Raw genomic sequence first — 24,983 nt, 5'->3', positions numbered from 1 at the left:
AAAAATAAAAAGGCAGGATCACCCGCCTTTTTATTTTTAGATTTATCTGCGTTTTAAAGAGCGAATGTAATAACTCACAGCTAAAATAATAAACCAAATAGGAGTGGCCACGAGTGCTTGGCGAGTATCGGCTTCAAAAGTAAGCAATACAATCATAAAAACAAAAAAAGCTAAACAAACACCACTCATAAAAATACCACCAGGCATTTTAAATTTAGATTGTTCATGCAATTTTATTTTTTTACGACGATAAGCAATATAAGAAATAAGAATCATTGACCAAATAAACATAAATAAAATAGCTGAAATGGTGGTTACTATAGTAAAAGCTTCCATGACATTAGGTACTAAATAAATCAAAACTACGCCACCAAATAAGCAAGCACATGAAAACAGTAAACCATTAGCGGGTACCGAGCGAGTTGATAATTTACCAAAAGGCTCAGGAGCATCTTGTTTTTTAGCTAGCCCAAATAGCATTCTGCTTGTAGAGTAAATACCGCTATTAGCGGAAGATGCTGCTGATGTTAATACGACAAAATTAATGATACTTGCAGCTGCTGGTAAACCAATTAATGTAAATAATTCAACAAATGGACTTTTATTTGGAGAAATTAACGTCCATGGTGTAACGCTCATAATGATGATTAAAGCAAAAACATAGAAAAATATGATTCGGACAGGTACAGAGTTAATAGCTCGTGGCAAATTCTTGTTTGGGTCAACTGTTTCTGCTGCTGTTGTACCCACTAACTCGATCCCTACAAAAGCAAAGATTGCAATTTGAAAACCAGCAAAAAAACCCATAATTCCATTTGGGAAAAATCCACCATATTCCCATAAATTTGAAAATGTAGCTATGCTATTAGTTTGTTCAGAATGGAAAGAGGTTAAAATAAGCACTATTCCAATACCAATCAAGGCTAAAATAGCAATAATTTTGATCATTGAAAACCAGAATTCTGTCTCACCAAACATTTTTACTGTTAATAGGTTTAAGGTTAATAGTAAGGTAACTGTTAATAACATTGGTATCCAAGATTGCAGTTCGGGAAACCAATATTGAGCATAACCAGCAATTGCAATAACATCTGCAATTCCTGTAACTACCCAACAAAACCAATAAGTCCAACCAGTGAAAAATCCTGCCCAAGGCCCTAAAAGGTCGTTAGAGAAATCACTAAAAGATTTATACTTTAAATTAGAAAGCAGAATTTCTCCCATCGCTCGCATAACAAAAAATAGAACAAATCCAATAACCATATAGACAAAAATAATAGACGGCCCTGCAAGGCTAATTGTCTTTCCTGAGCCCATAAATAAGCCGGTACCGATAGCACCACTAATTGCAATTAATTGAATATGGCGGTTAGAAAGGTTCCGTTTTAGATCATGCTTTGAGGAAGCGCTCATCGCTATTTTCCTTTTATTTGCTCAATTTCTTAATTTAATAAAGAATATAGGACTATAAAGTCTATAGAATAAAATCGCAAGTTGAATTTTTATGAAAACTTTTTATGACTACACCATAATTATTGGTAGTTTCTTATAATAGAATTGTGTAGCATAACTAACAATGATACTTAACTTATTATAATAATCTATCAAGATGAAAGAAAAGAAACGTCGCTATTATCGTTTTTATGTTTTATGTACTTTATGCTCTTTATTTATTTTATCTCTTCTAACTAGTAGCCAAAGCAATGTAAATAAACCTGTCAAACAAGGTCAACAATATAAAGATGGCAACCTCCTTTTTCCGTTTAACGTAAGCTATCCACAATTAGCTATTCCAGTAAATATTTCAGACTACATGATTCAAATTGCCAAAATCAAGTCGTCATCGCCCTCTTTGTATCTTAAAAATGAACATATCTATAAAGCGATAGATGATTGGATTAATCGTTCCTTAGGAACTGACGAATTTAGCAAAGTTGGGCTTAAAAGTTATGAAATGTCGGGGCAAGATGGGTATGGAAATGTCCATATGACAGGTTATTATACTCCAATCATTAAAGCAAGACATGAGCTAACTACAGATTTTAAATATCCTATTTATAAAATGCCCGTTAGTGAAGGAAAACAATTACCAAATCGAGAGCAAATTTATAATGGTATTCTTGCCAATAAAGGTCTTGAAATAGCATACAGTAATTCTTTAATAGATAATTTCATTATGGAAGTGCAAGGTAGTGCCTATGTTGATTTTGAAGATGATTTACCTTTAGTTTTCTTTAGTTATGGTGGTAAAAATGGACATGGTTATTCAAGTATTGGCCGATTGCTAGTAGAACAAGGTGAAATCGAAAAAGAAAGAATGTCGATACAGGCTATCAAAGATTGGGCTAAGAATAAAAGTGAGGAAAAAATTAAAGAATTATTGGTTCAAAACCATTCATTCGTTTTTTTTGAACCCAAATATAATACCGAAGTAAAAGGGGCCGCTAATGTTCCCTTAATTGCCAATGCTTCTATCGCCTCTGATAAATCATTAATACCAATGGGTTCTGTAGTACTGGTTGACGTGCCTCTGCTTGATAGCGATGGGCAATATCGTGGTAGGCGAGAAAATCGTTTAATGGTTGCTCTTGATGTAGGTGGTGCAATTAAAGGGCAGCATTTTGACCTTTATCTAGGGGTAGGTGATCAACCTGGCAAATTAGCGGGATACTATAATCACTATGGCCGCGCATGGTTGCTAAAACCTTAAACAACTAACATCGACGACATTCAAAGTTCCTGTTAGAATAAAGAAATACAAGCTGAATTAAGGATTACTTATGAGATTATGCGACCGAGATATCGAAGCATATTTACAAAACGGTAAATTAAAAATCACACCACAACCAGCAGCAAGTTGTATTAATGGTGCAACTGTTGATATTAGATTAGGTAACCAGTTTCGAACTTTCCGAGAGCATACCACACCTTATATCGATTTAAGTGGTCCTAAAGAAGAAGTTGCTGCGGTATTGGAACGAGTGATGAGCGAGGAAATTGTATTAGCTGAAAGCGATGCTTTCTATTTGCATCCAGGAGAATTAGCATTAGCCGTAACCTTAGAATCAGTCACTATTCCCGATGATCTGGTTGGCTGGTTAGATGGGCGTTCATCGCTTGCTAGGCTAGGGCTGATGGTTCACGTTACAGCACATCGAATTGATCCTGGTTGGCAAGGGCAAATTGTTTTGGAATTCTATAACTCAGGGAAAATTCCATTAGCACTTAGACCTGGAATGACAATCGGAGCGCTTAGTTTTGAAACATTAACTGGAGTGGCTGCAAGACCATACAATCGAAGGCAAGATGCAAAATATAAAGACCAACATGGCGCTGTCGCCAGTCGTATTGATAAAGACTAAACAACTTATAATATTAACAAAGGAACATTAATATGGTAAAAAAAATATTGGTTTTTTTATTTGCCTTAATTTTAGCTATTACTATCGGTATTATTTCACTTATTGTTTTTGTAGATCCTAACAACTTTCGTGGATTTATTTCTGATACAGTAAAAGATAAAACCGGTTATGAATTAACTATTGATGGCGATTTGCGTTGGCATATATGGCCACAAGTGAGTATATTAACAGATTCAGTAAAACTATCTGATGTCGATGTAAAAAAACCTATATTAACTGCGGATAATATGCGACTTGATGTTGAACTATTGCCTCTTTTCTCAAAAAAATTATCTATCAAAAATGTATTTATAAAATCAGCGATCATCAACGTCACTGATGAAAGTAAAGGTAATATTGCAAAAAATGGCGCTAAAAAAACACCTATGGATACGACCACTAATGAGCCAACTGATTCTAAAGATAAAAAAAATACATCTAGTTGGCAGTTTAGCTTAAACAAATTTGAAGTTACTGACAGTACAGTGGTATTACAATATAAAGATGATCTCATTAACTTTAGAAATACTAATCTTATTGTAGAACAAGTTAAAGATAAAAATATCGCTATTGATTTAAACGGTAACGTAGATAAAAATCAACAAGATATGTCATACCTAATACATGCTAATGTCGATTTAAATGAATTTCCAAGACAAGCAATTATCGATTTAAATAAGTTAAATTTTACTTATAAAGGCATCGCTAATTCAGCAAAAGAATTAAAAGGAAACATAAGTGGCGTTTTTAATTACCAACATAATCCTCAGATTTTAAAAAGCCAAAATTTATCTTTCTCAGTTAATGGTAATAATTTCATTGGTGTTATCAATGCAGATTTAACAAGTAAACCAGAAATAAATTTGCAGTTAAATTCTGATAAAATTGATCTCTCTTCATTACTGAAAATTGGTGAAAAAACAAACGGAAAGGCTAATAGTCAACAAACCCCTCCTGTGGTGTCAAATGTTACAAAGAGCAATAATGAATTAAATTTTTTAAATGCTTTCAATGCTAAGGCTAAGTTAACTATCAAGCAACTTAACGCCAATAAAATGACGTTTAACAATATTAATGTTGATATAACTAATAATGACGGTATTGCTATATTCAGAAATATGAGTTTAGATTTTGCTAAAGGTCATATATTGGCAACAGGTGTTGCAAATGGCAAACAAAAAAACACATTAATAAAACTAAATACCAAAATAACTGATGTTGATTTAAATACATTTTTTAAGCAAATAGATACGGCACATGATCTAGATGGTTTATTTAATGCTAGCGGGGATTTACAAAGTAACACCTTATCAGGTTCTAAATTGTTAGCAAACTTACAAGGCAATGTGGCCATTGTTGTAACAAATGCAAAGCTCAATAATTTAAATATTGAAAGTATTATCCAAAATGCGGTAGCTCGCTATTCAAAAAATGATACAACACCTGAAAATCAGAAAAAATACACCGAATTTCAAACAATTTCAGCTAATGCCTATTTGAAGCAAGGTAACTTGGAGTTTTCAACATTAACAGCGAATTCAGCAATACTTGAGATCGTTGAAGCTTCAGGAAGAGTCGGGCTCTTAAACCGTGATTTAGATATTAATTTGAACTTAAAAATGTTAGGTGGCTGGAATACTAAAAATGAAGTAATTGCAAAGCTACAAAAGTTAACAATACCACTACGTATTTATGGTGAATTTGCTAAGCTTCGTTATCAAATTGATATTGCTAAATTAATCAATGATGTATTTAGTGACAAATTACAAGATCGTTTAGAAAAACTTCGAGATAAATTAGAAAATCATCATTCTAAAGATAATTCAAAGTCTAAATCAAAAACTTCTAATATCTTAGGCGAACTACTAAAAAGGCAGTAATAAAAAAAGGTGAGCAAAGCTCACCTTTTTTATACTCGATACTCAAGCCGAACTACTTATAAAATAAACTTGCTCAGATCTTCATCTGCAACCAGTTTATCTAAATGATCGCTTACATATTTAGCATCAATTGTAACTGTTTGTCCGCCAAGTTCACTAGCCTCAAATGAAACTTCTTCCATCAAACGCTCTAATACAGTATGCAATCTACGTGCGCCAATATTTTCATTTTGCTCATTCACTTGCCATGCTGATTCTGCAATTTTACGAATACCATCTGGCGTAAAATCGATATTAACACCTTCGGTTGCCATTAGCGCTTTATATTGAACCGTAAGTGAAGCATTTGGTTCAGTTAAAATCCGTTCAAAATCTTTGCTTGTTAGTGCTTGTAATTCGACTCGAATTGGCAATCTACCTTGTAATTCAGGAATTAAATCTGATGGATTTGCTGTTTGAAACGCGCCCGATGCAATAAATAAGATATGATCCGTTTTAACAGAGCCATGTTTAGTTGATACTGTACAACCTTCAACTAATGGTAAAAGATCACGCTGTACGCCTTCACGCGAAACATCTGGCCCTGATGAGTTACCGCGCTTACACACTTTATCTATTTCATCAATAAAGACAATTCCGTTCTGCTCAACCGCTTCAATCGCTTCATGCTTAAGATCATCTGGATTAACCAACTTAGCAGCTTCTTCATCAATAAGCTGTTTAAAGGCATCTTTTATTTTCATTTTGCGCGGTTTAGTTTTTTGCCCACCTAAATTTTGAAACATCGACTGTAATTGGTTTGTCATTTCTTCCATGCCAGGAGGTGCCATAATTTCAACACCAATATTAACACCAGCTACTTCAATTTCAATTTCTTTATCGTCAAGTGTGCCTTCACGTAATTTTTTGCGAAAAGCTTGCCTTGCTGTTGAAGCATTATTATCTTCAACTTGTCCCCAACCATCTTTAGCTGGTGGCACTAGCACATCTAAAATACGCTCTTCGGCTAGTTCTTCCGCTCTATGACGATTGCGTTCAATTGCTTCTTGGCGTATCATTTTTACTGCAGAATCTGTTAGATCTCGAATAATTGAATCAACTTCTTTTCCCACATAACCAACTTCTGTAAATTTAGTCGCCTCTACTTTAATAAAAGGTGCGTGAGCCAATTTTGCAAGGCGTCTTGCAATTTCAGTTTTACCAACACCTGTTGGTCCAATCATCAGTATATTTTTAGGTGTAACTTCATGACGTAATGTTTCATCAAGTTGCATACGGCGCCAGCGATTACGTAGTGCTATAGCTACAGAACGTTTCGCTTTATCTTGGCCAATGATATGTTGGTTTAATTCGCTTACAATTTCGCGAGGAGTCATTTCAGACATAATAATATTCTCTTTAATTCAGTTGATTAGTAATTGAGCTCTTCAATGGTTTGGAAGTTATTTGTATACACACAAATGTCCCCCGCTATTGATAATGATTTTTGCACAATATCGTGTGCAGAAAGTGAGGTATTATCAAGTAATGCTCGTGCAGCTGCTTGTGCATAAGGACCGCCAGAACCAATGGCAATTAAATCGTCTTCGGGTTGGATAACATCACCAGTACCGGTAATAATTAATGATGCACTTTCATCAGCAACAGCAAGCAATGCCTCTAATTTGCGTAACATCCTATCCGTTCGCCAATCTTTAGCTAGCTCAACAGCAGCTTTGGTTAAATGACCTTGGTGCATCTCTAATTTTCGCTCAAATAGTTCGAATAATGTAAATGCATCAGCCGTACCACCAGCAAAACCCGCAATCACTTTGTTATTATATAAGCGACGAACTTTACGTGCATTACCTTTCATAATAATACGTTCGCCTAACGTGACTTGACCATCACCACCGATAACAACTTGCCCCTCACGACGGACACTAACAATTGTTGTCATGTTTTGCTCCTTATTTTACTTAAATAACTTAATTCGAAATGAATAGATGATATATTGGGGTAATTAATGTAATTTCAATATTCTAATTTATAGATATTGATCATTTATAGTAAATAATTCTAGGGAATATTGCGTTTACAATATAAAAAATTAGTTTGGTTGGAAGTCAATTTTCATTATTTTTACTTGATTATAAAACGTACTTGCAGGCTTTGGAATTATAGCTTGTTTCGTTGCTGAAAGTGCTTCTCGGCATAATGCCTCATCGCCACCTTTCGCACTAACATTAAGTAATAAACCATCAGGTGCAATTTGAATTTCTAATACACAATTTCGCCCACTATATAATTTGTTAGGATTAATAAATTTATTACTGATAGCATTTTGAACTAGAGATTTATACTTATCTAGCTCCCCATTTGAAACACCTTTCCGACTAGCAGCACCACCTGCTGGGCTGGGTATATTTGATGTAAGTCCACCCAGCAAGTTATAAAGCTCTTTATCTTTTTTTGCTTGTGCTGCTTTTTTTGCTTTTTCGATAGCAGCTTTATCTGCCGCCGCTTTTTCAGCAGCTTGCTTTTTTTCTTGTTCTTCTTTTTGTTTAGTTAACTCTGCTTGTTTGCGTTCATTTTCAATTCGTTGCTTTTCAATAAGTTCTTGTTCAGCTTTTACTTTAGCCTCTTGTTCTTCTTTCTGCTTGGCGAGTTCTTCTTGCTTACGTAAAGTTTCTTCACGTTGTTTATCTAATAATTCTCGCTCAGCTTTTAATTTAGCTTCTTGCTCTGCTTTTTGTTTTGCTAGCTCAGCTTGCTGTTGTTCTAAGCGCTGTCTTTCAGCCTGCCTTTGTTGTTCTTCTAACTGCTCTTTAGCTTTTCTAGCATCTTCTTCTTTTTGTCTTGCTATCCGCGCAGCTTGTGCAGCCTCTGCCTCTTTCTTCTGCTGTTGTTCTACTTTTAGGCGCTCTCTTTCTAGCTCTTTAAGCCGCTGTTCTTGGGCAAGCTGTTGTTCCTGCAATATTCGAGCCTGATCATCAATTTGTTGCTGCCTTTGTTTCTCAGCTTGCTTTTGGCTAACTTGTGTCTTTAGTTGCCTTTGATATTGTTCGGTCATGACAGAAGGATCAACCATAATAGCATCAATAGAATTTCCATCGACACGTCCATAGTTTACATTATTATCAGATATAACTCGGTATCCTAAAATAACAATTAAAATGACATGTAATATAATGGATAGGGCAATAGCTATACTTAATTTTGAATTTGGTTTATAAGACATTACTGACATTTTACTATATTATTTTTATTTAAATCGGTTGAGTCATTAATCCTACAGATTTAACGCCTGCAGATTGTAATAAATTCAATGCTTTTATAATTTCTTCATAGGGAACATCTTTTGCACCACCAACTAAAAAAACAGCCTTTTCATTAAGCGACATCTGTTGTTTTACTTCTGCTACAATTTGTTCTTTTGGTAAATTAGTTTGACGATCTTGATCAATAATCATTGCATATATACCAACTCCAGAAACTTCAATAATGATTGGCTTATTTTCTGAAGGTGAAACCGTTTTTGATTCCGATGCTTCAGGAAGATCAACTTCAACACTTTGACTAATAATTGGGGCTGTAGCCATAAAAATAAGTACTAAAACTAATAATACATCCAATAAAGGGACTATATTGATTTCAGTTTTAGTTGAATAACGTGAGCGTCTACGCATAATTAATTCCTAACGGCAACTGCTTGACGTTGTAAAATTGCAGAAAATTCATCAATAAAATTGAGGTAACTTTGCTCAATTCGGCTTACACTCAATGATAAGCGATTATATGCAATTACCGCGGGGATGGCAGCAAATAAGCCAATTGCAGTTGCAATTAATGCTTCAGCAATCCCTGGGGCAACCATTTGCAGTGTCGCTTGTTTAACTGCACCTAAAGAAATAAACGCATGCATAATCCCCCAAACTGTACCAAATAAACCAATATATGGGCTAATAGAACCTACTGTGCCTAAAAAAGGAATATGTAATTCCAAGTTGTCAAGCTCACGATTCATTGCTAAACGCATAGAACGTGATGCACCATCTAATGCAGATTGAGCCATATTGGGATTAATTTGATATAATCGTGAAAACTCTTTAAAGCCTGAATAAAAGATATGCTCAGTGCCGCTGATCTCTTCTTTATTGAATTTTGCTTTATCAAATAAAACATTTAAATCATCTGCAACCCAAAAGCTATTATCAAATTGCTCGATTTGTTTTTTAGCTTTACCTAAAATTTTAGTTCGTTGAAATATAATAGCCCATGACATAACAGAAAAAGTAAGTAATAACAACATAACACATTGTACTAAGAGGCCTGCTTGCAAAAACAGATCAATAATATTTAGATTTTCCACTTATATAAACTCCAAAACTAATAACTTGGGAAGCGCGCACGGCTTCATTTTAGTGATATCAACACAAGCAATAAGAACATCTGCTGTGCTGATAACGCGTTTATTTTGATTAAAAATAGTCTGTTTAAAAATAATAGACGCCTTGCGAACTTGCTCAACTTGAGTACTAATAGTCAACATATCATCTAAATGGGCTGGAGCATGGTAGCTAATATCCATCTTTTTTACAACAAAAGCAATACTTTCTTGCAATAACGTCTGTTGGCTAATTCCTAATTGCCTTAGTATTTCGGTTCTAGCCCGTTCAAAAAAAGCTAGATATCTAGCATGATAAACTACGCCACCAGCATCAGTGTCTTCATAATAAACTCTTGCATTCCAATTAAATTGTTTCATATCTAAATAGCACTAACTGAATTTGACATTATTATAACTGAATATGAAATTCGCTGCACCATGATATAAAAAAACACAAATGAAAACAATTATCATTTATTGCTTATTTTCAACAACCCTATCAGAAAATTAAGAAAAGGTGGCTATGGCCACCTTTTTATTGTTGTTTAACTTATATTATTTACTGTTGGTTTATTTGTTGCTTGATTCTTTTTCACCACTATCTCGTTCAACCCATAAACCGACTATAGCTGATAACATACATGCAGCAATAAGTCCTATACACCATAAAACGTAATACATATTAGTTCCTTAATAAAGAGAATGTTTATTATTTTCGATATGATTTTTATCCAGTCTTCCAAACATTTTGATATATGACCAAATTGTATAAAAAAGAACAATAGGCAAAAATATAAGAACCACAATAAACATAATATTAAGTGTTAATTGACTTGATGATGCATCCCATATCGTCAAACTTGCATTTGGCATAATGCTTGATGGCATAATAAATGGGAAAGTTGCAATACCATATGTAAATAGAACGCAAACAATTGTTAATATCGATGAAAGGAATGCGGATCCATTTTTATTTAGGCTGGAAAAAAGAATAGTTAATAGTGGTAACATCACGCCTAAAACAGGTACTATCCATAAAATAGGATAATTTATATAGTTGGCTAACCACGTTGCATCTGTCGATACTGTTTTAGCTAATGGATTAGATGCTGCCTTATAATCAATTACACTCGTAATTTCATACCCATTAATACCAAATGCAACCCAAACTCCAGCTAAAACAAATGCAATTAACATTATTAAACTAGCAATTTGCGTCGCTGTTCTAGCTCTTAAATAAAGCTCTCCTGACGTTTTCATTTGTAACCATGTTCCACCATGAGAAACAAATAACATTAAACTCACAATTCCCGTTAATAATGCAAAAGGATTAAGTAAGCCAAAAAAGTTACCATCATAAAACACACGATAAGCGTTATCGAATCTAAAAGGAACGCCTTCTAATAAGTTACCAAAAGCGACACCAAAAACCAATGCAGGTACAAAGCTACCTGCAAAAATGCCAATATCCCATAGATTACGCCATTTTGAATTTTCTAATTTACTGCGATAATCAAAACCAATTGGTCTAAAAAATAGTGCGCAAAGCACTAAAATCATCGCAATATAAAATCCAGAAAATGATGCTGCATATGCCATTGGCCAAGCAGCAAAAATACCTGCACCAGCAGTGATTAACCAAACTTGGTTTCCATCCCAATGAGGAGCAATTGCATTAATCATAATACGGCGTTCTGTATCTGTTTTACCGATAAAAGGTAATAAAATACCCACACCCATATCAAAACCATCTGTGATAACAAAACCGATTAAAACAACACTAATCAGCACCCACCAGATGACGCGTATAATTTCGTAATCAATCATTGTGTATACTCCCTATGTCCTATTCTGTTACTGGTTGTGTTTTTTCATAATGGTAGTTTCCTGTTCCTAAAGAACTTGGCCCTAAGCGAGTAAACTTAAACATTAAGAATAATTCAGTAACTAAGAACAGGGTATAAAGTCCACAAATAAGCACCATTGTGAATAATACTTCCCCTGGTGTTAATGATGAATTAGCAACACCTGTTGGCAAGATATCTTGGATCGCCCAAGGTTGACGACCATATTCTGCAACAAACCAACCTGATTCACAGGCCAACCAAGGAAACGGTAAAAATAGAACCAATAAACGATGTAACCAACGTTTTTCACCAATTTTATTTTTATAAGTTGTCCATAAAGCAAAACCAGTGCCAAGGATCATTAACCCGCCAAGACCAACCATGATTCTAAAAGCCCAAAATAGTGGCCACACAGTTGGAATTGAATCTTCTGTTGCCGCTTTAATATGTTCTTCTGTTGCTTCAGGTATAGTTAAATTATCACGATCAGTAAAACGTTTAACTAAATAACCATAACCTAAATCAGCTTTATTAGCTTCAAAAGCTTCAAGTACAGTAGGATCTTGATTACCCTGTTGGATTTTTTCTAAGTTACTGTAAGCTAAAATACCATTTCTAATTCGAGTTTCATTATTGGCTAAAATATCTTTTAAACCTTTTACTGGAGTGTCAAGCGAACGAGTAGCGATTATTCCCATTGCATAAGGAATTTCAATTGCAAATGAGTTCTCTTTATTTTTTTGAGATGGAAATGCAATAACGTTAAATGGTGCTGGGGCAGGGTGAGTTTCCCATTCAGCTTCAATTGCTGCTAATTTAACTGGTTGCACGGTTGTGAGTTCATGGCCTGCTTCATCGCCCATAATGGCAACTGCAATTGACATAATAAAACCAAACATAGCAGCCACAGCAAAAGAACGTTTTGCAAAAGCAACATCGCGTTTTTTTAGCAAATAATAAGAGCTAATACTTAAAACAAAAATTGCGCCTGTTAAATAGCCAGCAGTAACAGTATGAACAAATTTATATTGAGCAACAGTGTTAGTAATCAACTCAAAAAAGTTAGCCATTTCCATACGGGAATTGATAGGATTAAATTCAGACCCTACAGGGAATTGCATCCAGCCATTAGCAACTAAAATCCAAAGCGCTGATAAATTTGAACCAAACGCTACGCACCAAGTCACCATTAAATGTTTACCACGGCTTAATCTATCCCAGCCAAAAAAGAATAAACCAACCATGGTTGATTCTAAGAAAAATGCCATTAAACCTTCAATCGCTAACGGCGCACCAAAAATGTCTCCCACATAGTGTGAATAATAAGACCAGTTAGTACCGAATTGAAATTCCATGGTCAAACCTGTTGCGACACCAACGGCAAAATTGATACCAAACAGTTTACCCCAGAATTTTGTCATATCTTTCCAGATTTGCTTACCACTAACAACATACACTGTTTCCATAATTGCTAGCAAAAACGCCAAACCTAGCGTTAATGGTACAAAAATAAAATGATACATTGCCGTGAGTGCAAACTGGAGGCGTGAAAGTTCTACTATATCTAAATCTAACATAAACGCTCCCTAATTCTTAAATGCTCACAAATTTCTATGTTATTGGCGGTTATTATACACCGATAATTACAGAATAAAAATTGATATACATCAAAAAACTATATCTTAGCTTGTTTTTTTACTGCATCACCAATATCGGTAAGGCTCTTTACGACTATAATGCCTGCTGATTGTAATGCTTTTGTTTTTTCTTCTGCTGTACCTTTATTTCCTGAAATAATTGCACCGGCATGCCCCATTCGTTTTCCTGATGGAGCTGAAACACCAGCGATGTAAGCAATAACAGGTTTAGTTACGTGTTTTTTAACATATTCAGCTGCTTCTTCTTCTGCGCTACCGCCAATTTCACCGATCATAACAATAACTTCAGTTTTAGGATCTTGTTCAAGTAATGCTAAAATAGAAATAAAATCACTACCCGGGATAGGATCACCACCGATACCAACGCATACAGATTGACCTATACCAATATCTGTTGTTTGTTTGACCGCTTCATAAGTTAATGTACCAGAGCGAGAAACTATCCCTACCGAGCCTGCACGGTGAATATGTCCTGGCATAATACCTATTTTACACTCGTCAGGAACAATAATACCTGGGCAGTTTGGTCCTATCATTACTACATTGTTAAGTTGTAATTTTTCTTTAACAATCAGCATATCTAAAGTTGGGATGCCTTCAGTAATACAAACAATTAATTTAATTCCTGCATCAATTGCCTCTAAAATAGAGTCTTTACCGAATGCTGCTGGCACATAAATAACACTTGCAGTTGCGCCGGTTGTTGCAACCGCTTCTTTTACAGTGTTAAAAACAGGCAAACCTAAGTGAGTTGTACCGCCTTTGCCTGGTGTCACACCACCAACTAACTTGGTACCATATGCAAGCGCTTGCTGTGAATGGAAAGTTCCTTGGCTACCCGTAAAGCCTTGGCAGATAACTTTGGTTTCTTTATTAACTAAAATTGACATGATAACTATTCTCCATACATCCTATATACTAGGCAACAGCAACAATTTTTTGAGCCGCATCTATTAAACTTTCTGCAGTAATAACATTTAATTTACTTTTAGATAAAATTTCTCGGGCAAGTTGTGCATTATTACCTTCCAGGCGTACGACAACAGGAACGGTAAGGCTTATTTCTTTTATTGCACTAATAATACCATCGGCAATTAAATCACAACGAACAATACCACCAAAAATATTAACCAAAATCGCTTTCACATTTGTATCAGATAATATTAACTTAAATGCTTCAGCAACGCGTTCTTTCGTTGTACCTCCACCGACATCCAAAAAGTTGGCTGGTTCACCGCCATACAGTTTAATAATATCCATAGTTGCCATCGCAAGACCTGCACCATTAACCATACAGCCAATATTGCCACTTAATGATACATAGCTAATGCCTTGTTTTGCTGCGATTGATTCACGCTCATCTTCTTGAGTTGTATCTCTTAAAATATTTAAGCTGGGATGCCTAAAAAGGGCATTATCATCTAAAACAATTTTTGCATCTAAACAAACTAATTCTTCTGAATTAGTAATCACTAATGGGTTAACTTCGGCTAATGAAACATCATTCTCTAAAAATAATTTAGCAAAATTAACAAATAATTTTGTAAACTGATTAACTAATTTTCCTGTTAACCCCAATTTAAACGCCAGTTCACGACCTTGATAAGCACAAGGACCGGTTAAAGGATCAAGTGAACTTTTATAAATTAAGTGTGGTGATTTTTCGGCAACGCTTTCTATATCAACGCCACCCTCTGTCGATGCCATAATCACAACACGCTTAGAACTACGATCAACTACAGCTCCCAAATAAAGCTCTTTATAAATATTAGACGCTTTTTCGATTAAAATCTTATTAACAGGCTGACCTTTACCAGTAGTTTGATAAGTAACAAGGTTTTGCCCAAACCATTTTTCAGCAAATTGCTTTATTTCATCATAGTTTTTAGTACAAATAACACCACCAGCTTTACCTCGCCCTCCTGCGTGAACCTGACATTTAGCGACTAAAGGGTTTGAGACTGTTTCTGACGATAATTCGGCTAATGTGTCTTGTATTTCATCAATCGAATTACAAACGTATCCTTGCGGTACGGGTAAATTATATTGCTTAAAAAGGTATTTAGATTGATATTCGTGCAGGTTCATAACGAAATTCCACAGCCTAAGTTAATATAAAAATGATGATAATTTTAATGCAAGATAAATAAATTGTATAGCAAATAATAACTTATGTTTGATGTGATTTAGAATCATTGCTGATAATAAATGACAATGATATACTTCTAAGAGAAATTTATATATCGTAAATAACAAAGGTACAAATATGAAACAAGTTGGTATTTTTTTTGGTAGTGACACCGGCAATACAGAAAATGTAGCAAAGCAAATCCAACTCATTTTAGGTAGTGATAAAGCTGAGGTTTTTGATATTGCAAAAGCCACTAAAGAAAACATTGAACAATATAATTACCTATTTTTTGGTATTCCAACTTGGTACTATGGTGAATCACAAGCTGACTGGGATGATTTTTTTCCTAATTTAGAAAAAATTGATTTTAATGGTAAAACAGTAGCTATTTTTGGTTGTGGCGATCAAGAAGATTACGCAGAGTATTTCTGTGATGCTATGGGAACACTTCGCGATATTATCGAACCTAAAGGCGCTAAAATTGTTGGAAACTGGTCTATTGAAGGGTACAGTTTTGAATCGTCAAAAAGCTTGGTTGATGATACACATTTCGTTGGTTTAGCTATTGACGAAGATCGCCAACCAGAATTAACAGAAGAGCGCATCAACAGTTGGGTAAATCAAGTCCGAGCTGAAATGAAAATTTAATCTATTAAAATGATTTCTTTTATTTACGTTATATAGTTCCTATAATGGAAAAATATTAACAAATTAATGGGAAGTAATATGACAAATCATGATAATGATAATAATGCGGCGCTCAAAAGTGCAGGTTTAAAAGTTACGTTACCAAGATTAAAGATTTTAGAATTATTACGGAATCCTTCATGCCAACATATCACCGTGGAAGATCTGTATAAGAAATTAATTGATATGGGAGAGGAAATCGGGCTTGCAACCGTTTATCGCGTTTTGAACCAATTTGATGATGCAGGAATAGTTACTCGTCATAATTTTGAGGGTGGCAAAGCAGTTTTCGAGTTGGCGACACAACAACATCATGATCATTTAATTTGCTTAGATTGTGGCGAAGTATTTGAATTTCGAGATGACATTATCAACACAAGGCAAAAAGAAATTGCTGAGCAATATGGTGTTGAACTAACTTTTCACAGTTTATATCTTTATGGGCATTGCCAATCTGGTAATTGTAAGGCACACCCTGAACTTCATCGCAAAAAATAAGCCTATTCCAATAGGCTTTTTATTCATTTAAAATATGATAACTTACCTTGTGCTAGGCTAATAATCAATGAAACAACTTTTAAACTTCGTTCCACTTGCGTTCTTTTTTGTTTTTCTTTCTATGTATGATGTGTTTGTCGGTGTTCAAGCATTGATGATCACTGCAACAATCTGCTTTCTTCTAATTCTTGCCTTATATAGGAAAATAGATAAAGTAGAGTTGATATCTTATTTAATGGTTATGGTTTTTGGTGGATTTACACTTTATATGCGTGATCCTAATATAATTAAATGGAAAGTCACGATTATTAACTTTTTATTTGCCGCAGCCTTGTTAGTTAGTCAATTCATTTTCAAAAAAAATCTGTTGCAAAAAATGCTTGGCAAAGAAATCCAGCTAGATATAACTATTTGGAATAAATTAAATTTATTATGGGTTGTCTTTTTTATACTATGTGGTACAACAAGTTTAGTAGCAACCTATTACACTACAGATGATTTCTTTTGGATATTTAAAGTATTTATTTTGCCGAGCGCATCATTACTGTTATCGTTGATATCAGGTATTTATATCTATAAAAATATGAATAATGATTTAGAGAACAAATAATAAATAATAAAAAAGGGTATTTTAGCATGACACAAGATACAAATCCTAAAGGTCAACTAGTGCTTAGAACGCTTGCAATGCCAGCAGACACCAATCCTCATGGGCACATTTTTGGTGGTTGGATCATGTCTCAAATGGATCTTGCAGGCGGTATTTTATCAAAAGAGATCGCAAGAAACCGAGTAGTAACGGTTAATGCTAGTAGTATTACATTTTATAAACCAGCAATGGTGGGCGATGTGGTTTGTTGTTATGCACATTGCATTAAAACTGGAAAAACATCTATCACAATAGGTATTGAAGTTTGGGTTAAAAAAGTCATTGATACATCTGATACAACACAACGATTTTGCATAACAGATGCCGTATTTACTTATGTTTCAGTGGACAAACATAATAATCCCAAACCATTACCAGAGGTATTCCAGCATTATGATTCAACTAAGGATCCGATAACTAAATTAAACCTAAATAATAACTAATAAGTATGCAATTTACCTCATTTCATGCTTTAGTCAGTTCTTTGATCTTCCTTGTTTATTGGTTGATCATTGTTTCAACGGCGTTACGTATTGTCTTTAAACGAAGACCAACAACTTACGTTATTGCATGGATGTTAGTTATTTATATCTTACCGCTTGTGGGTGTGATCTTATATTTTGCGCTAGGCGAAGCTCACTTAGGGCAACAACGCGTTAAACGAGCTCAAAAAATGCGCCCAACTATTTCCAAGTTTATTCACCGAATAGGTGACTTTTCTGATATCTTCACTGGAAACGTAAGCCAAGTTAGCAAACCCATTTTCCAACTTTGTAAGCACCAGACGGGTCTTGATGGTATTAATGGTAATCACATTGAATTGTTGAGTGAAACCAATGTCATTTTTGACCGTTTAATTGATGATATAAACCAAGCGACATCAAATATTGAAATGGTATTTTATATCTGGAATGAAGGTGGTCGAGCTGATGATGTTGAGCAGTCGCTCATTCAAGCAAGTAAACGAGGCGTAATTTGCCGATTAATGGTTGATTCTGCTGGTAGCCGGCATTTTATCCAAACAAACGCTAGTAAAAGAATGCGCGATGCTGGCATTATCATTGTCGAAGCTTTACAAGTAAACTTGCTTCGCTTTATGTTTAGACGGTTAGATTTACGCCAACACCGAAAAGTCGCTATTATTGATAACTATATATCTTATACTGGAAGCATGAATATAGTTGATCCGCGTTTTTTTAAACAAAATAAACATGTTGGCGAATGGGTTGATATTATGGTAAGAATGAGTGGGCCGGTTACAACACTTATGGGAGCCATATATGCTTGTGATTGGGAGCTAGAAACAGGTAAACATTTAGCACTACCACAAATTACTGATTTTGCCGAGCCACCAGAAGATAAAAAACACATTATGCAATTGATCCCATCTGGTCCAGGTTATACAGAAAATATGATCCATCAAGTGCTATTAACAGCAATTTATTCAGCACAAGAGCGAATTATTTTTACTACACCTTATTTAGTACCAAGTGATGACATTTTACATGCTGTATGCACCGCAGCACAGCGAGGGGTCGAAGTGATTATCATCATTCCCAAAAATAATGATTCATTAATGGTCAAATGGGCAAGTCGAGCTTTTTTTTCTGAATTATTAAACGGTGGGGTAAAACTCTATCAATTCAATGATAACTTATTACATACTAAAAGTGTTTTAATTGACAATCAGCTCAGCCTTGTTGGTACTGTTAATTTAGATATGCGTAGCTTATGGCTTAATTTTGAAATTACCACTGTAATTGATGATGCAGAGTTTGCTAATTCACTAGCCGATCTTTTACAAAAATATTTATCTAATTCAGATCAAATAAAGACCGAAAAATGGAACCAACGGCCTATATGGCAACGTGTAACTGAAAGGCTGTTTTACTTTTTTGCCCCTTTACTATAACTATTGGGCTAGTGTTAAGCCTACATCTATTATTGCTAGAAATATTGCTACTGACTAATAACCATTTTGAGAGATATCTGGTAAAAAGCGGTTGTTCTTTAATCTATAAACCTCACTATCAATGGTTCCATTGGTATTAAGCGTAATTTCTCGCCAACCAGGTGCATCATCACTTGATAATTGAAAATCATAACATTCGGGTTTAAATTGGAAACAAGTTGAAGGCGTTGAGAATGCCTTACATTTATGCCAAACATAATCTTGTTTCTGATGAATATGTCCCCAACCTAATCCTCTTACATTCGGATGTTTTTGGATAACTTTTTCTAATTGCTCATAATTTTTTAAAATATGATGATCTAACCAATGGCAGCCTGAATTAATGGGATGATGGTGTAAAAAAATTAACGCATATCTATGAGAATGTTCAGTTAAGGCGTTGTGTAAAAACTCGAGCTCAGATTCGTGTAAAAAGCCATAAGCCTGACCAATAACTTGGCTATTTAATAGAATTGCTAGCCAGTTATCACCCAACAGTACGATTTTATTATCGACAAGTTGATAGTTTGCAAACACTTCTTGCATATGTGCATAATTATCATGATTGCCAGCCAACCATACACATGGAGTGTTAAATTTATTTATTTGTTCAGCAAAACGAGCATAAGCTTTTTTAGAACCATCTTGCACAAAATCACCTGTCGCCACAATTAAATCATATTGCCTATCACCTTTCTTTATGTCATCGATAACAGCTAAAAAACTTGCATTAGAATTAATACCAAGCAACGAGCCACTATCTTCTGCAAAAAGATGGGTATCAGTTATATGTAATATTTTGCCGTAATTTTTATTACGGGTTTGAAGCTCTAAAAATGATCCCAAAATTTACCTCAATTATTTATTAATCTATAATTATGGTTAATAATGTCAGCAATAAAAAAATAGGTATTGTGATTGAAAGCAAAATACCTTTATAAATCATATTATTATGTTAAATTGTGAAATAAATCACACTTCTATGAAAGGAATAATTAAACATAATTATAAAAAGTTATTTCCACTCATTTTGTAATAGCTGATGATTAAGTTCCAACCATTGAAGGGCAATAATTGATGCTGCATTGTTAATTATTCCATCTTCAATCCACTGATAAGCTTGAGAACGGCTTACGACATGAACTTTAATATCTTCACTCTCTTCGGCAAGGCCATGAATCCCCTTAGCTGTTGATGAGTCGACTTCACCAACTAATATATGCAATTGTTCAGTTAAACCCCCCGGTGATGCTAAATAACTAATAATAGGTTTACATCGACCTATAGTGATTCCCGCCTCTTCCATTGCCTCACGCCTTGCTACATCTTCTAAGGATTCATTCACATGATCCATCATACCAGCTATTAGCTCTAACATCCAAGGGCTGTCTTGAGTCTCAATAGCAGCAATCCTAACTTGTTCTATTAGTACTACTTTATCACACTTTGCATCATAAGCTAAAAGCACAACCGCATTTCCACGTTCTAAAATTTCACGAGTGACAACCTCGCTCATTGAGCCGTCAAACTTGCGATATTGAAAACGGTATTCAAATAAAGAAAAAAAACCTTTATACAAAATTCGTTTAGTTAAATTAACGATATCATTTTTGTTAAAATTTACCGGATTATGTTTAATTTTCATATAAATTCTCGATTGTAAACTGAATTTGAATAAAAAGTGCGAATAGCATACAAACAATGCTTACTATATGCTAATTATCTGTTAAAATCACGCTATTAGAGATGATACTATATTTTAATGATTTCAAAGAGAAGATTAATGAAAAAAAACTTAACTTTTTTAATTGGATTATTGCTAAGCCAATCTGCTTTCGCTGAAAATTTAATACAAGTTTATGAACAAGCTAAAAAAACCAACCCAGATCTACGCAGCTCATTAGCGGAAAAAAATAAAGCATATGCAGCCATTTCTGGTTCTCGGGCAAGTTTGTTGCCACAAATAGGTTTGAGTGCTTCTTATGGTGTAACGCATGGTCGGCGAGATACCAGTGGCGTAAAATCTAAAAGCGGAAATTTATATCAAGTAGCTGTATCGCAAAGCATTTTTAATTTTTCAAATTGGAAAGGCTTAGATATTACTAAAAAGCAAGCAAGCGTTGCTGATATCGCTTATCAATATCAAGGGCAAACACTAATATTAAATACTTCTGTTGCCTACTTTAATGTTTTAAAAACACTTGATGCATTGAGCTTTATTGATGCACAAAAAAAAGCAATTGGGCGTCAGTTAGAACAAACTCGCCAACAACACCAAGTCGGTTTAGTTGCAATTACTGATGTACAAAATGCTCAAGCAAACTATGATCTAACCGTTGCGCAACAAGTTAATGCTTTAAATGATCTAAACAATGCAATAGAAGATTTACGTCAAGTGAGCGGTCGTTTTTATTCTAGTTTAGCAAGCGTTAACACCAATACCTTTAGAACAGAAAATCCAACGCAAATCAGCACATTGTTAAAACAATCTGAAACGTCTAATCTTAATTTACTCACCATGAAGTTAAATCAAGATATTGCACGTGAACAGATCAAACTTTCTCAATCAGGTCATTTACCTACAGCAAATTTAGATGCATCAACAAATCTTAATAAAACTGACCGATATGGTAATAATGTAGCAGCTGGTGGGCGTGGTGGTAAATCTTATTCTGGGAATAATTATGTTGGTGTTAGTGTTAATCTGCCTATCTTTTCAGGTGGTGCAACAATGTCTAAGGTCGAACAAGCACAACAAAATTACGTCAGCTTTAGCGAAAAATTAGAAAGCACCAACAGAAACGTGATTAATCAAGTACGTTCATCATACAATAATATTTCATCATCAATTAGTGCAATCAAAGCTTATCAACAAGCTGTGGTTTCTGCACAAAGTTCATTAGAAGCAACTAATTCTGGCTATCAAGTTGGAACACGAACAATTGTTGATGTATTAAATGCGACAACACAGCTATATAGTGCAAAACGAAACCTATCTGATGCAAAATATAATTATTTAACTAGCTTGCTACAATTAAAATATGCTGTGGGGACCTTAACAGCTAATGATCTAGTTTATTTAAACAATATGCTAGGTAAAGAAGTTAGTACTTTAGCTACGATAAAATAATCATTAATTCTGTTATGACAACTGTTTAAAAGGCGAATAAACCGCCTTTTTTTATTATGTCACTAAAAAAATATCTACCACTTCAGATCTAGTCTTTACTGAAGGGCTTGCGCAGGAATTAAAACAAGCTAACGTCAATTAATAACAAAGGGATTTGTTGGGCTGTAACGAAAACCGAATTTGGTGAAAAGCCAATAATATCAGTCAATACAATAATGATGAGAGTTTTACCTAGCACCATACAGCAAAGCAAATCGCCAATTTTTTACTGGCTTTATACGATAGCAACAAAGTTATTGGTGAGATTAATACTAAAGATTTCTCTTTTTCACTAAAAGATAGCCTATTTTCTTATTCAGGAAATCCGTCAGAAAACCAAAAGTAAGAAAATAACGAATTTACCAGCAATATTCAGTCGAAAATATTAATTTTAACAAAAATGAGTTTTGGCAATCGTTATTTTGATTGCCAATTTCAGTATAAAGAAAGAGAAATATAGTATATCGATTTAAAGTGACTTTTTATTTACTTCGATTAAAAAATGGCGTTTAAATGAAATTGGACGCCAGACATGAAATAGGTTTCTAAGTGTAAACGGAAAGGTTTTTATAGGTTTTTTAAAAAGTTTAAGTAACCAACCATCAGTCCCCTCAAACGACATAAATTCAAAACTTAATGTATGATCCGATAAAATTTTAATATTCCAAAGCCCACAAGCGCTAAGCCAAGCATATGCTCCACCGCCAATTCTGGCACGATCAACGATATGGTAGTTTTTTGAATCAAGTAGATAGATGAATAAAACTTCTTCCCAAGGACCACCCTCTTCCGTCACAAAAATTAAAACGTAACAGCTATCATAGCTAAAAGCCATTTCTAAATAGCGACCTTCTAGTTTTTCATCATAGCAAACACCATCAACTTCAACAAGCGAGCTAATTTTACCTCTTTTGCTTTTAGGTAGCGGTTTTAATGTAATATTAGATATCGGTTTTATCATGTTTATCCCAAAAAATGCTTATTAATAAAAACCTATCAATAAGAAACTTAATAAAGTCAACAATTAATAAGCAAAATAATAAAATACCCATATTGAAAATAAATTATAAAACTAATTAATGAATAGAACTTGAATTAATATTATTACAATATAAAAACCAATATACACACAATTACATTTGAATTAGATTCATTAACGATTCTATTTTTGCAATTCTATCTTCAACTTTTTTGGCTGCACCATCCAATGAATATCCATCTTCCATCAATTCTTGAATTAAAACAATTTTTTTTATATTCGCTAAATCAAATTGACGAGACTTAGATTGTGGATCAACCGTTTTAATGATGCCTTTTTCTTCCCAATATCGTAATTTTCTAACTGGAATTTTTGTCATCTCAGAAACCTCTCCAATACCAACAATCACGGTTGATAAAAAGTCATCATATGAATTTTTAGCAGAGATATCTTCCATAATAAAACCTTTTTCATCGTTTATTTTTTTATATTTTATCGATTAAATTATATTGTACAACAAATTATGTTGATTTAAAAACCATAATGGATATATACTCCAATTGTTGTAGTTTAAATACAACAATAAAACTTAAAGGACTCATCAATGAAATATAAGTTAATCGTAGGAACAACATTAATTCCTTTTATAGCACTTGCTGTTGTTACCCTTCTATACATTTTTTTACCCATTCCAGAAAATTTACTAATTTTTATCAAAGGTAGCACACCAAGTAATGTCAGCTTATTGACAAGTGTGTTTGGTATTTTTTACGCGATTGGACTAATTATTTGGGGAATTTTATCGGATAAAATAGGCAAAGATTTTACTTTAGCAATAGGCTTACTACTTTTAGCATTAATCACTTTTATTATTCCATTGATAAGTGGTTATTATTTATTATTGCTAGCACGTTCCATCCAAGGCTTTTGTGCAGCCTCATTTCCACCTGTTGCATTAGCGTGGATTTCGGTCAACCTTGCTGATGCAACAAAATCTAAAGCAATCTCAATTATTAGTTGTGCGTTTCTACTCGCAACAACCATTGGGCAATGGTTTGGTTCAATAATGATTGTTGATTCACTGCATAAGTCTATGTGGTTTTTAGGTATTATTTACGCATTAGGCGCTGTATGCTTTTATTTCAACAGTTCAAAAAGCAATAGAAAAAAACCAACACCCCAAAAAACAACAATAACTTCAATTTTTAGTAAACTTCCCAATATTTTGTTTAATAAAAAATTATTTCCTATCTATTGTTGTTCGCTCTTTGTTTTACTTAGTTTCGTTAGTCTTTATTCAATATTACACCATAGCTCATTAATCATTTATGTACCAACACTACGTAATATAAGCATTATTGCTATATTATTTAGTCTAACAGCTGGTTATATATTTAAGCTAATCAAACCATTATACGTATTATTCATGGCATTATGCCTAATGAGCATTTCGTTATTAATTCACTGTTTTTATATTAATGACCAATTAAATTTTGTTAGTTTTTTATTTATTATCCATTTTATATTTATTTTTGGACTAGCCTATGCCATTCCATCAATGATTACATGTATTACAATCGAATCTGAAGCTGAAAGTCGTGGCATTGCCATATCGCTATACACCTGTGTTTTATTTATTGGTGCGAGTGTAGGCGCCTTTTTACCAACCATTTTTGAAACAAATACTTTAATTTTACTCGTCACCCTTTTCCTATTTATTTGTGCATTGCAACTAATGTTAAATAAAAGAAATTACCATTAAGG

At 34.1% G+C, this 24,983-nt stretch carries 26 protein-coding genes; 10 read left to right on the top strand and 16 right to left on the bottom strand.

The window, feature by feature from the left end; all coding sequences use genetic code 11:
• Nucleotides 1–42: 42 nt before the first annotated feature.
• The gene (gene cycA, locus A9G42_RS10915) at nt 43–1,413 is read right to left on the bottom strand and encodes a D-serine/D-alanine/glycine transporter (protein ID WP_065567716.1); all 1,371 of its coding nucleotides are present in this window, start codon (nt 1,411–1,413) and stop codon (nt 43–45) included.
• Between the two features lie 196 nt (nt 1,414–1,609).
• On the opposite strand from cycA, the gene mltA reads away from it, so the two are divergent.
• The 3 genes from mltA (at nt 1,610) to asmA (ending at nt 5,281) form a co-directional block, all read left to right on the top strand.
• Nucleotides 1,610–2,710, top strand: a complete 1,101-nt coding sequence (gene mltA, locus A9G42_RS10910) for a murein transglycosylase A (protein ID WP_081297862.1) — start codon at nt 1,610–1,612, stop codon at nt 2,708–2,710.
• Nucleotides 2,711–2,780: 70 nt separating this feature from the next.
• Entirely contained in the window at nt 2,781–3,362 is a 582-nt protein-coding gene (dcd, locus tag A9G42_RS10905) for a dCTP deaminase (RefSeq protein ID WP_065653433.1), read from the top strand.
• A gap of 32 nt (nt 3,363–3,394) precedes the next feature.
• Nucleotides 3,395–5,281 (top strand): outer membrane assembly protein AsmA, encoded by a 1,887-nt coding sequence (gene asmA, locus A9G42_RS10900; RefSeq protein WP_065653432.1) that lies wholly within the window; start codon nt 3,395–3,397, stop codon nt 5,279–5,281.
• Nucleotides 5,282–5,337: 56 nt separating this feature from the next.
• On the opposite strand, the gene hslU is transcribed toward asmA, so the two are convergent.
• The 11 genes from hslU to sucC all read right to left on the bottom strand — a co-directional run bounded on the left by hslU (nt 5,338) and on the right by sucC (nt 15,243).
• On the bottom strand, nt 5,338–6,666 hold the full coding sequence (gene hslU / locus A9G42_RS10895) for an HslU--HslV peptidase ATPase subunit (protein ID WP_065653431.1): 1,329 nt from the start codon (nt 6,664–6,666) through the stop codon (nt 5,338–5,340).
• Between the two features lie 26 nt (nt 6,667–6,692).
• Nucleotides 6,693–7,220, bottom strand: a complete 528-nt coding sequence (gene hslV / locus A9G42_RS10890; protein WP_025316169.1) for an ATP-dependent protease subunit HslV — start codon at nt 7,218–7,220, stop codon at nt 6,693–6,695.
• A gap of 150 nt (nt 7,221–7,370) precedes the next feature.
• Nucleotides 7,371–8,501 carry a cell envelope integrity protein TolA gene (gene tolA, locus A9G42_RS10885; RefSeq protein ID WP_179854649.1) on the bottom strand — a complete coding sequence of 377 codons (1,131 nt, stop codon included), beginning with the start codon at nt 8,499–8,501 and terminating at the stop codon, nt 7,371–7,373.
• Nucleotides 8,502–8,529: 28 nt separating this feature from the next.
• Nucleotides 8,530–8,949 (bottom strand): colicin uptake protein TolR, encoded by a 420-nt coding sequence (gene tolR / locus A9G42_RS10880; protein ID WP_065567711.1) that lies wholly within the window; start codon nt 8,947–8,949, stop codon nt 8,530–8,532.
• 2 nt (nt 8,950–8,951) lie between these two features.
• Entirely contained in the window at nt 8,952–9,632 is a 681-nt protein-coding gene (gene tolQ, locus A9G42_RS10875) for a protein TolQ (protein WP_065567710.1), read from the bottom strand.
• Nucleotides 9,633–10,028, bottom strand: coding sequence for a tol-pal system-associated acyl-CoA thioesterase (ybgC, locus tag A9G42_RS10870; RefSeq protein ID WP_065567709.1), 396 nt, complete (start codon nt 10,026–10,028; stop codon nt 9,633–9,635).
• A gap of 192 nt (nt 10,029–10,220) precedes the next feature.
• Nucleotides 10,221–10,331: a cytochrome bd oxidase small subunit, CydX/CbdX family gene (locus A9G42_RS13720; protein WP_141671992.1), complete on the bottom strand. Its 111-nt coding sequence runs from the start codon at nt 10,329–10,331 to the stop codon at nt 10,221–10,223.
• A gap of 9 nt (nt 10,332–10,340) precedes the next feature.
• Complete coding sequence (gene cydB, locus A9G42_RS10865) at nt 10,341–11,477, bottom strand: cytochrome d ubiquinol oxidase subunit II (protein ID WP_065567708.1); 1,137 nt, start codon at nt 11,475–11,477, stop codon at nt 10,341–10,343.
• 19 nt (nt 11,478–11,496) lie between these two features.
• The gene (locus A9G42_RS10860) at nt 11,497–13,074 is read right to left on the bottom strand and encodes a cytochrome ubiquinol oxidase subunit I (protein WP_065653429.1); all 1,578 of its coding nucleotides are present in this window, start codon (nt 13,072–13,074) and stop codon (nt 11,497–11,499) included.
• Between the two features lie 98 nt (nt 13,075–13,172).
• Complete coding sequence (gene sucD / locus A9G42_RS10855) at nt 13,173–14,045, bottom strand: succinate--CoA ligase subunit alpha (RefSeq protein WP_065567706.1); 873 nt, start codon at nt 14,043–14,045, stop codon at nt 13,173–13,175.
• A 28-nt stretch (nt 14,046–14,073) separates the two neighbouring features.
• Nucleotides 14,074–15,243 (bottom strand): ADP-forming succinate--CoA ligase subunit beta, encoded by a 1,170-nt coding sequence (sucC, locus tag A9G42_RS10850; protein ID WP_065653428.1) that lies wholly within the window; start codon nt 15,241–15,243, stop codon nt 14,074–14,076.
• A 178-nt stretch (nt 15,244–15,421) separates the two neighbouring features.
• Between sucC and fldA the strand changes: the two genes are divergently transcribed.
• From fldA to cls, 5 genes are all read left to right on the top strand, one after another.
• Nucleotides 15,422–15,934: a flavodoxin FldA gene (gene fldA, locus A9G42_RS10845; protein WP_065642792.1), complete on the top strand. Its 513-nt coding sequence runs from the start codon at nt 15,422–15,424 to the stop codon at nt 15,932–15,934.
• 78 nt (nt 15,935–16,012) lie between these two features.
• Nucleotides 16,013–16,471, top strand: coding sequence for a ferric iron uptake transcriptional regulator (gene fur, locus A9G42_RS10840; protein ID WP_065567703.1), 459 nt, complete (start codon nt 16,013–16,015; stop codon nt 16,469–16,471).
• A gap of 67 nt (nt 16,472–16,538) precedes the next feature.
• On the top strand, nt 16,539–17,081 hold the full coding sequence (locus A9G42_RS10835) for an inner membrane-spanning protein YciB (RefSeq protein WP_065567702.1): 543 nt from the start codon (nt 16,539–16,541) through the stop codon (nt 17,079–17,081).
• A 26-nt stretch (nt 17,082–17,107) separates the two neighbouring features.
• Nucleotides 17,108–17,563: an acyl-CoA thioester hydrolase YciA gene (gene yciA, locus A9G42_RS10830; protein ID WP_065567701.1), complete on the top strand. Its 456-nt coding sequence runs from the start codon at nt 17,108–17,110 to the stop codon at nt 17,561–17,563.
• A 5-nt stretch (nt 17,564–17,568) separates the two neighbouring features.
• Nucleotides 17,569–19,032, top strand: coding sequence for a cardiolipin synthase (cls, locus tag A9G42_RS10825; protein WP_065653427.1), 1,464 nt, complete (start codon nt 17,569–17,571; stop codon nt 19,030–19,032).
• Between the two features lie 54 nt (nt 19,033–19,086).
• On the opposite strand, the gene cpdA is transcribed toward cls, so the two are convergent.
• Nucleotides 19,087–19,917 (bottom strand): 3',5'-cyclic-AMP phosphodiesterase, encoded by an 831-nt coding sequence (gene cpdA, locus A9G42_RS10820; RefSeq protein WP_065653426.1) that lies wholly within the window; start codon nt 19,915–19,917, stop codon nt 19,087–19,089.
• A 169-nt stretch (nt 19,918–20,086) separates the two neighbouring features.
• A complete protein-coding gene (gene nudF / locus A9G42_RS10815) occupies nt 20,087–20,716 on the bottom strand; it encodes an ADP-ribose diphosphatase (protein ID WP_065653425.1) in 630 nt (209 codons plus the stop codon).
• 138 nt (nt 20,717–20,854) lie between these two features.
• On the opposite strand from nudF, the gene tolC reads away from it, so the two are divergent.
• Complete coding sequence (tolC, locus tag A9G42_RS10810; RefSeq protein ID WP_065653424.1) at nt 20,855–22,201, top strand: outer membrane channel protein TolC; 1,347 nt, start codon at nt 20,855–20,857, stop codon at nt 22,199–22,201.
• 508 nt (nt 22,202–22,709) lie between these two features.
• Here tolC and A9G42_RS10805 read toward each other — a convergent pair.
• Both A9G42_RS10805 and A9G42_RS10800 read right to left on the bottom strand, forming a co-directional pair.
• Nucleotides 22,710–23,201 carry a hypothetical protein gene (locus A9G42_RS10805; protein WP_065653423.1) on the bottom strand — a complete coding sequence of 164 codons (492 nt, stop codon included), beginning with the start codon at nt 23,199–23,201 and terminating at the stop codon, nt 22,710–22,712.
• A 172-nt stretch (nt 23,202–23,373) separates the two neighbouring features.
• Nucleotides 23,374–23,676, bottom strand: coding sequence for a MerR family transcriptional regulator (locus A9G42_RS10800; protein WP_065586914.1), 303 nt, complete (start codon nt 23,674–23,676; stop codon nt 23,374–23,376).
• A 147-nt stretch (nt 23,677–23,823) separates the two neighbouring features.
• Here A9G42_RS10800 and A9G42_RS10795 point away from each other — a divergent pair, with 147 nt between their 5' ends.
• Complete coding sequence (locus tag A9G42_RS10795; RefSeq protein ID WP_065567694.1) at nt 23,824–24,981, top strand: MFS transporter; 1,158 nt, start codon at nt 23,824–23,826, stop codon at nt 24,979–24,981.
• Nucleotides 24,982–24,983 lie beyond the last annotated feature (2 nt).

This window comes from Gilliamella sp. Nev6-6 (assembly GCF_001690605.1).
Taxonomy (GTDB): domain Bacteria; phylum Pseudomonadota; class Gammaproteobacteria; order Enterobacterales; family Orbaceae; genus Gilliamella; species Gilliamella apicola_C.
Note: the sequence above shows the minus strand (reverse complement) of the source record. Positions and strands in the feature narration are given on the sequence as shown.

Excerpts from the sequence above, each read along its gene's own strand:
- cycA (WP_065567716.1), bottom strand. The coding sequence starts at position 1,413 with ATGAGCGCTTCCTCAAAGCATGATCTAAAACGGAACCTTTCTAACCGC.
- mltA (WP_081297862.1), top strand. The coding sequence starts at position 1,610 with ATGAAAGAAAAGAAACGTCGCTATTATCGTTTTTATGTTTTATGTACT.
- dcd (WP_065653433.1), top strand. The coding sequence starts at position 2,781 with ATGAGATTATGCGACCGAGATATCGAAGCATATTTACAAAACGGTAAA.
- asmA (WP_065653432.1), top strand. The coding sequence starts at position 3,395 with ATGGTAAAAAAAATATTGGTTTTTTTATTTGCCTTAATTTTAGCTATT.
- hslU (WP_065653431.1), bottom strand. The coding sequence starts at position 6,666 with ATGTCTGAAATGACTCCTCGCGAAATTGTAAGCGAATTAAACCAACAT.
- hslV (WP_025316169.1), bottom strand. The coding sequence starts at position 7,220 with ATGACAACAATTGTTAGTGTCCGTCGTGAGGGGCAAGTTGTTATCGGT.
- tolA (WP_179854649.1), bottom strand. The coding sequence starts at position 8,501 with ATGTCTTATAAACCAAATTCAAAATTAAGTATAGCTATTGCCCTATCC.
- tolR (WP_065567711.1), bottom strand. The coding sequence starts at position 8,949 with ATGCGTAGACGCTCACGTTATTCAACTAAAACTGAAATCAATATAGTC.
- ybgC (WP_065567709.1), bottom strand. The coding sequence starts at position 10,028 with ATGAAACAATTTAATTGGAATGCAAGAGTTTATTATGAAGACACTGAT.
- A9G42_RS13720 (WP_141671992.1), bottom strand. The coding sequence starts at position 10,331 with ATGTATTACGTTTTATGGTGTATAGGACTTATTGCTGCATGTATGTTA.
- cydB (WP_065567708.1), bottom strand. The coding sequence starts at position 11,477 with ATGATTGATTACGAAATTATACGCGTCATCTGGTGGGTGCTGATTAGT.
- A9G42_RS10860 (WP_065653429.1), bottom strand. The coding sequence starts at position 13,074 with ATGTTAGATTTAGATATAGTAGAACTTTCACGCCTCCAGTTTGCACTC.
- sucD (WP_065567706.1), bottom strand. The coding sequence starts at position 14,045 with ATGTCAATTTTAGTTAATAAAGAAACCAAAGTTATCTGCCAAGGCTTT.
- sucC (WP_065653428.1), bottom strand. The coding sequence starts at position 15,243 with ATGAACCTGCACGAATATCAATCTAAATACCTTTTTAAGCAATATAAT.
- fldA (WP_065642792.1), top strand. The coding sequence starts at position 15,422 with ATGAAACAAGTTGGTATTTTTTTTGGTAGTGACACCGGCAATACAGAA.
- fur (WP_065567703.1), top strand. The coding sequence starts at position 16,013 with ATGACAAATCATGATAATGATAATAATGCGGCGCTCAAAAGTGCAGGT.
- A9G42_RS10835 (WP_065567702.1), top strand. The coding sequence starts at position 16,539 with ATGAAACAACTTTTAAACTTCGTTCCACTTGCGTTCTTTTTTGTTTTT.
- yciA (WP_065567701.1), top strand. The coding sequence starts at position 17,108 with ATGACACAAGATACAAATCCTAAAGGTCAACTAGTGCTTAGAACGCTT.
- cls (WP_065653427.1), top strand. The coding sequence starts at position 17,569 with ATGCAATTTACCTCATTTCATGCTTTAGTCAGTTCTTTGATCTTCCTT.
- nudF (WP_065653425.1), bottom strand. The coding sequence starts at position 20,716 with ATGAAAATTAAACATAATCCGGTAAATTTTAACAAAAATGATATCGTT.
- tolC (WP_065653424.1), top strand. The coding sequence starts at position 20,855 with ATGAAAAAAAACTTAACTTTTTTAATTGGATTATTGCTAAGCCAATCT.
- A9G42_RS10805 (WP_065653423.1), bottom strand. The coding sequence starts at position 23,201 with ATGATAAAACCGATATCTAATATTACATTAAAACCGCTACCTAAAAGC.
- A9G42_RS10800 (WP_065586914.1), bottom strand. The coding sequence starts at position 23,676 with ATGGAAGATATCTCTGCTAAAAATTCATATGATGACTTTTTATCAACC.
- A9G42_RS10795 (WP_065567694.1), top strand. The coding sequence starts at position 23,824 with ATGAAATATAAGTTAATCGTAGGAACAACATTAATTCCTTTTATAGCA.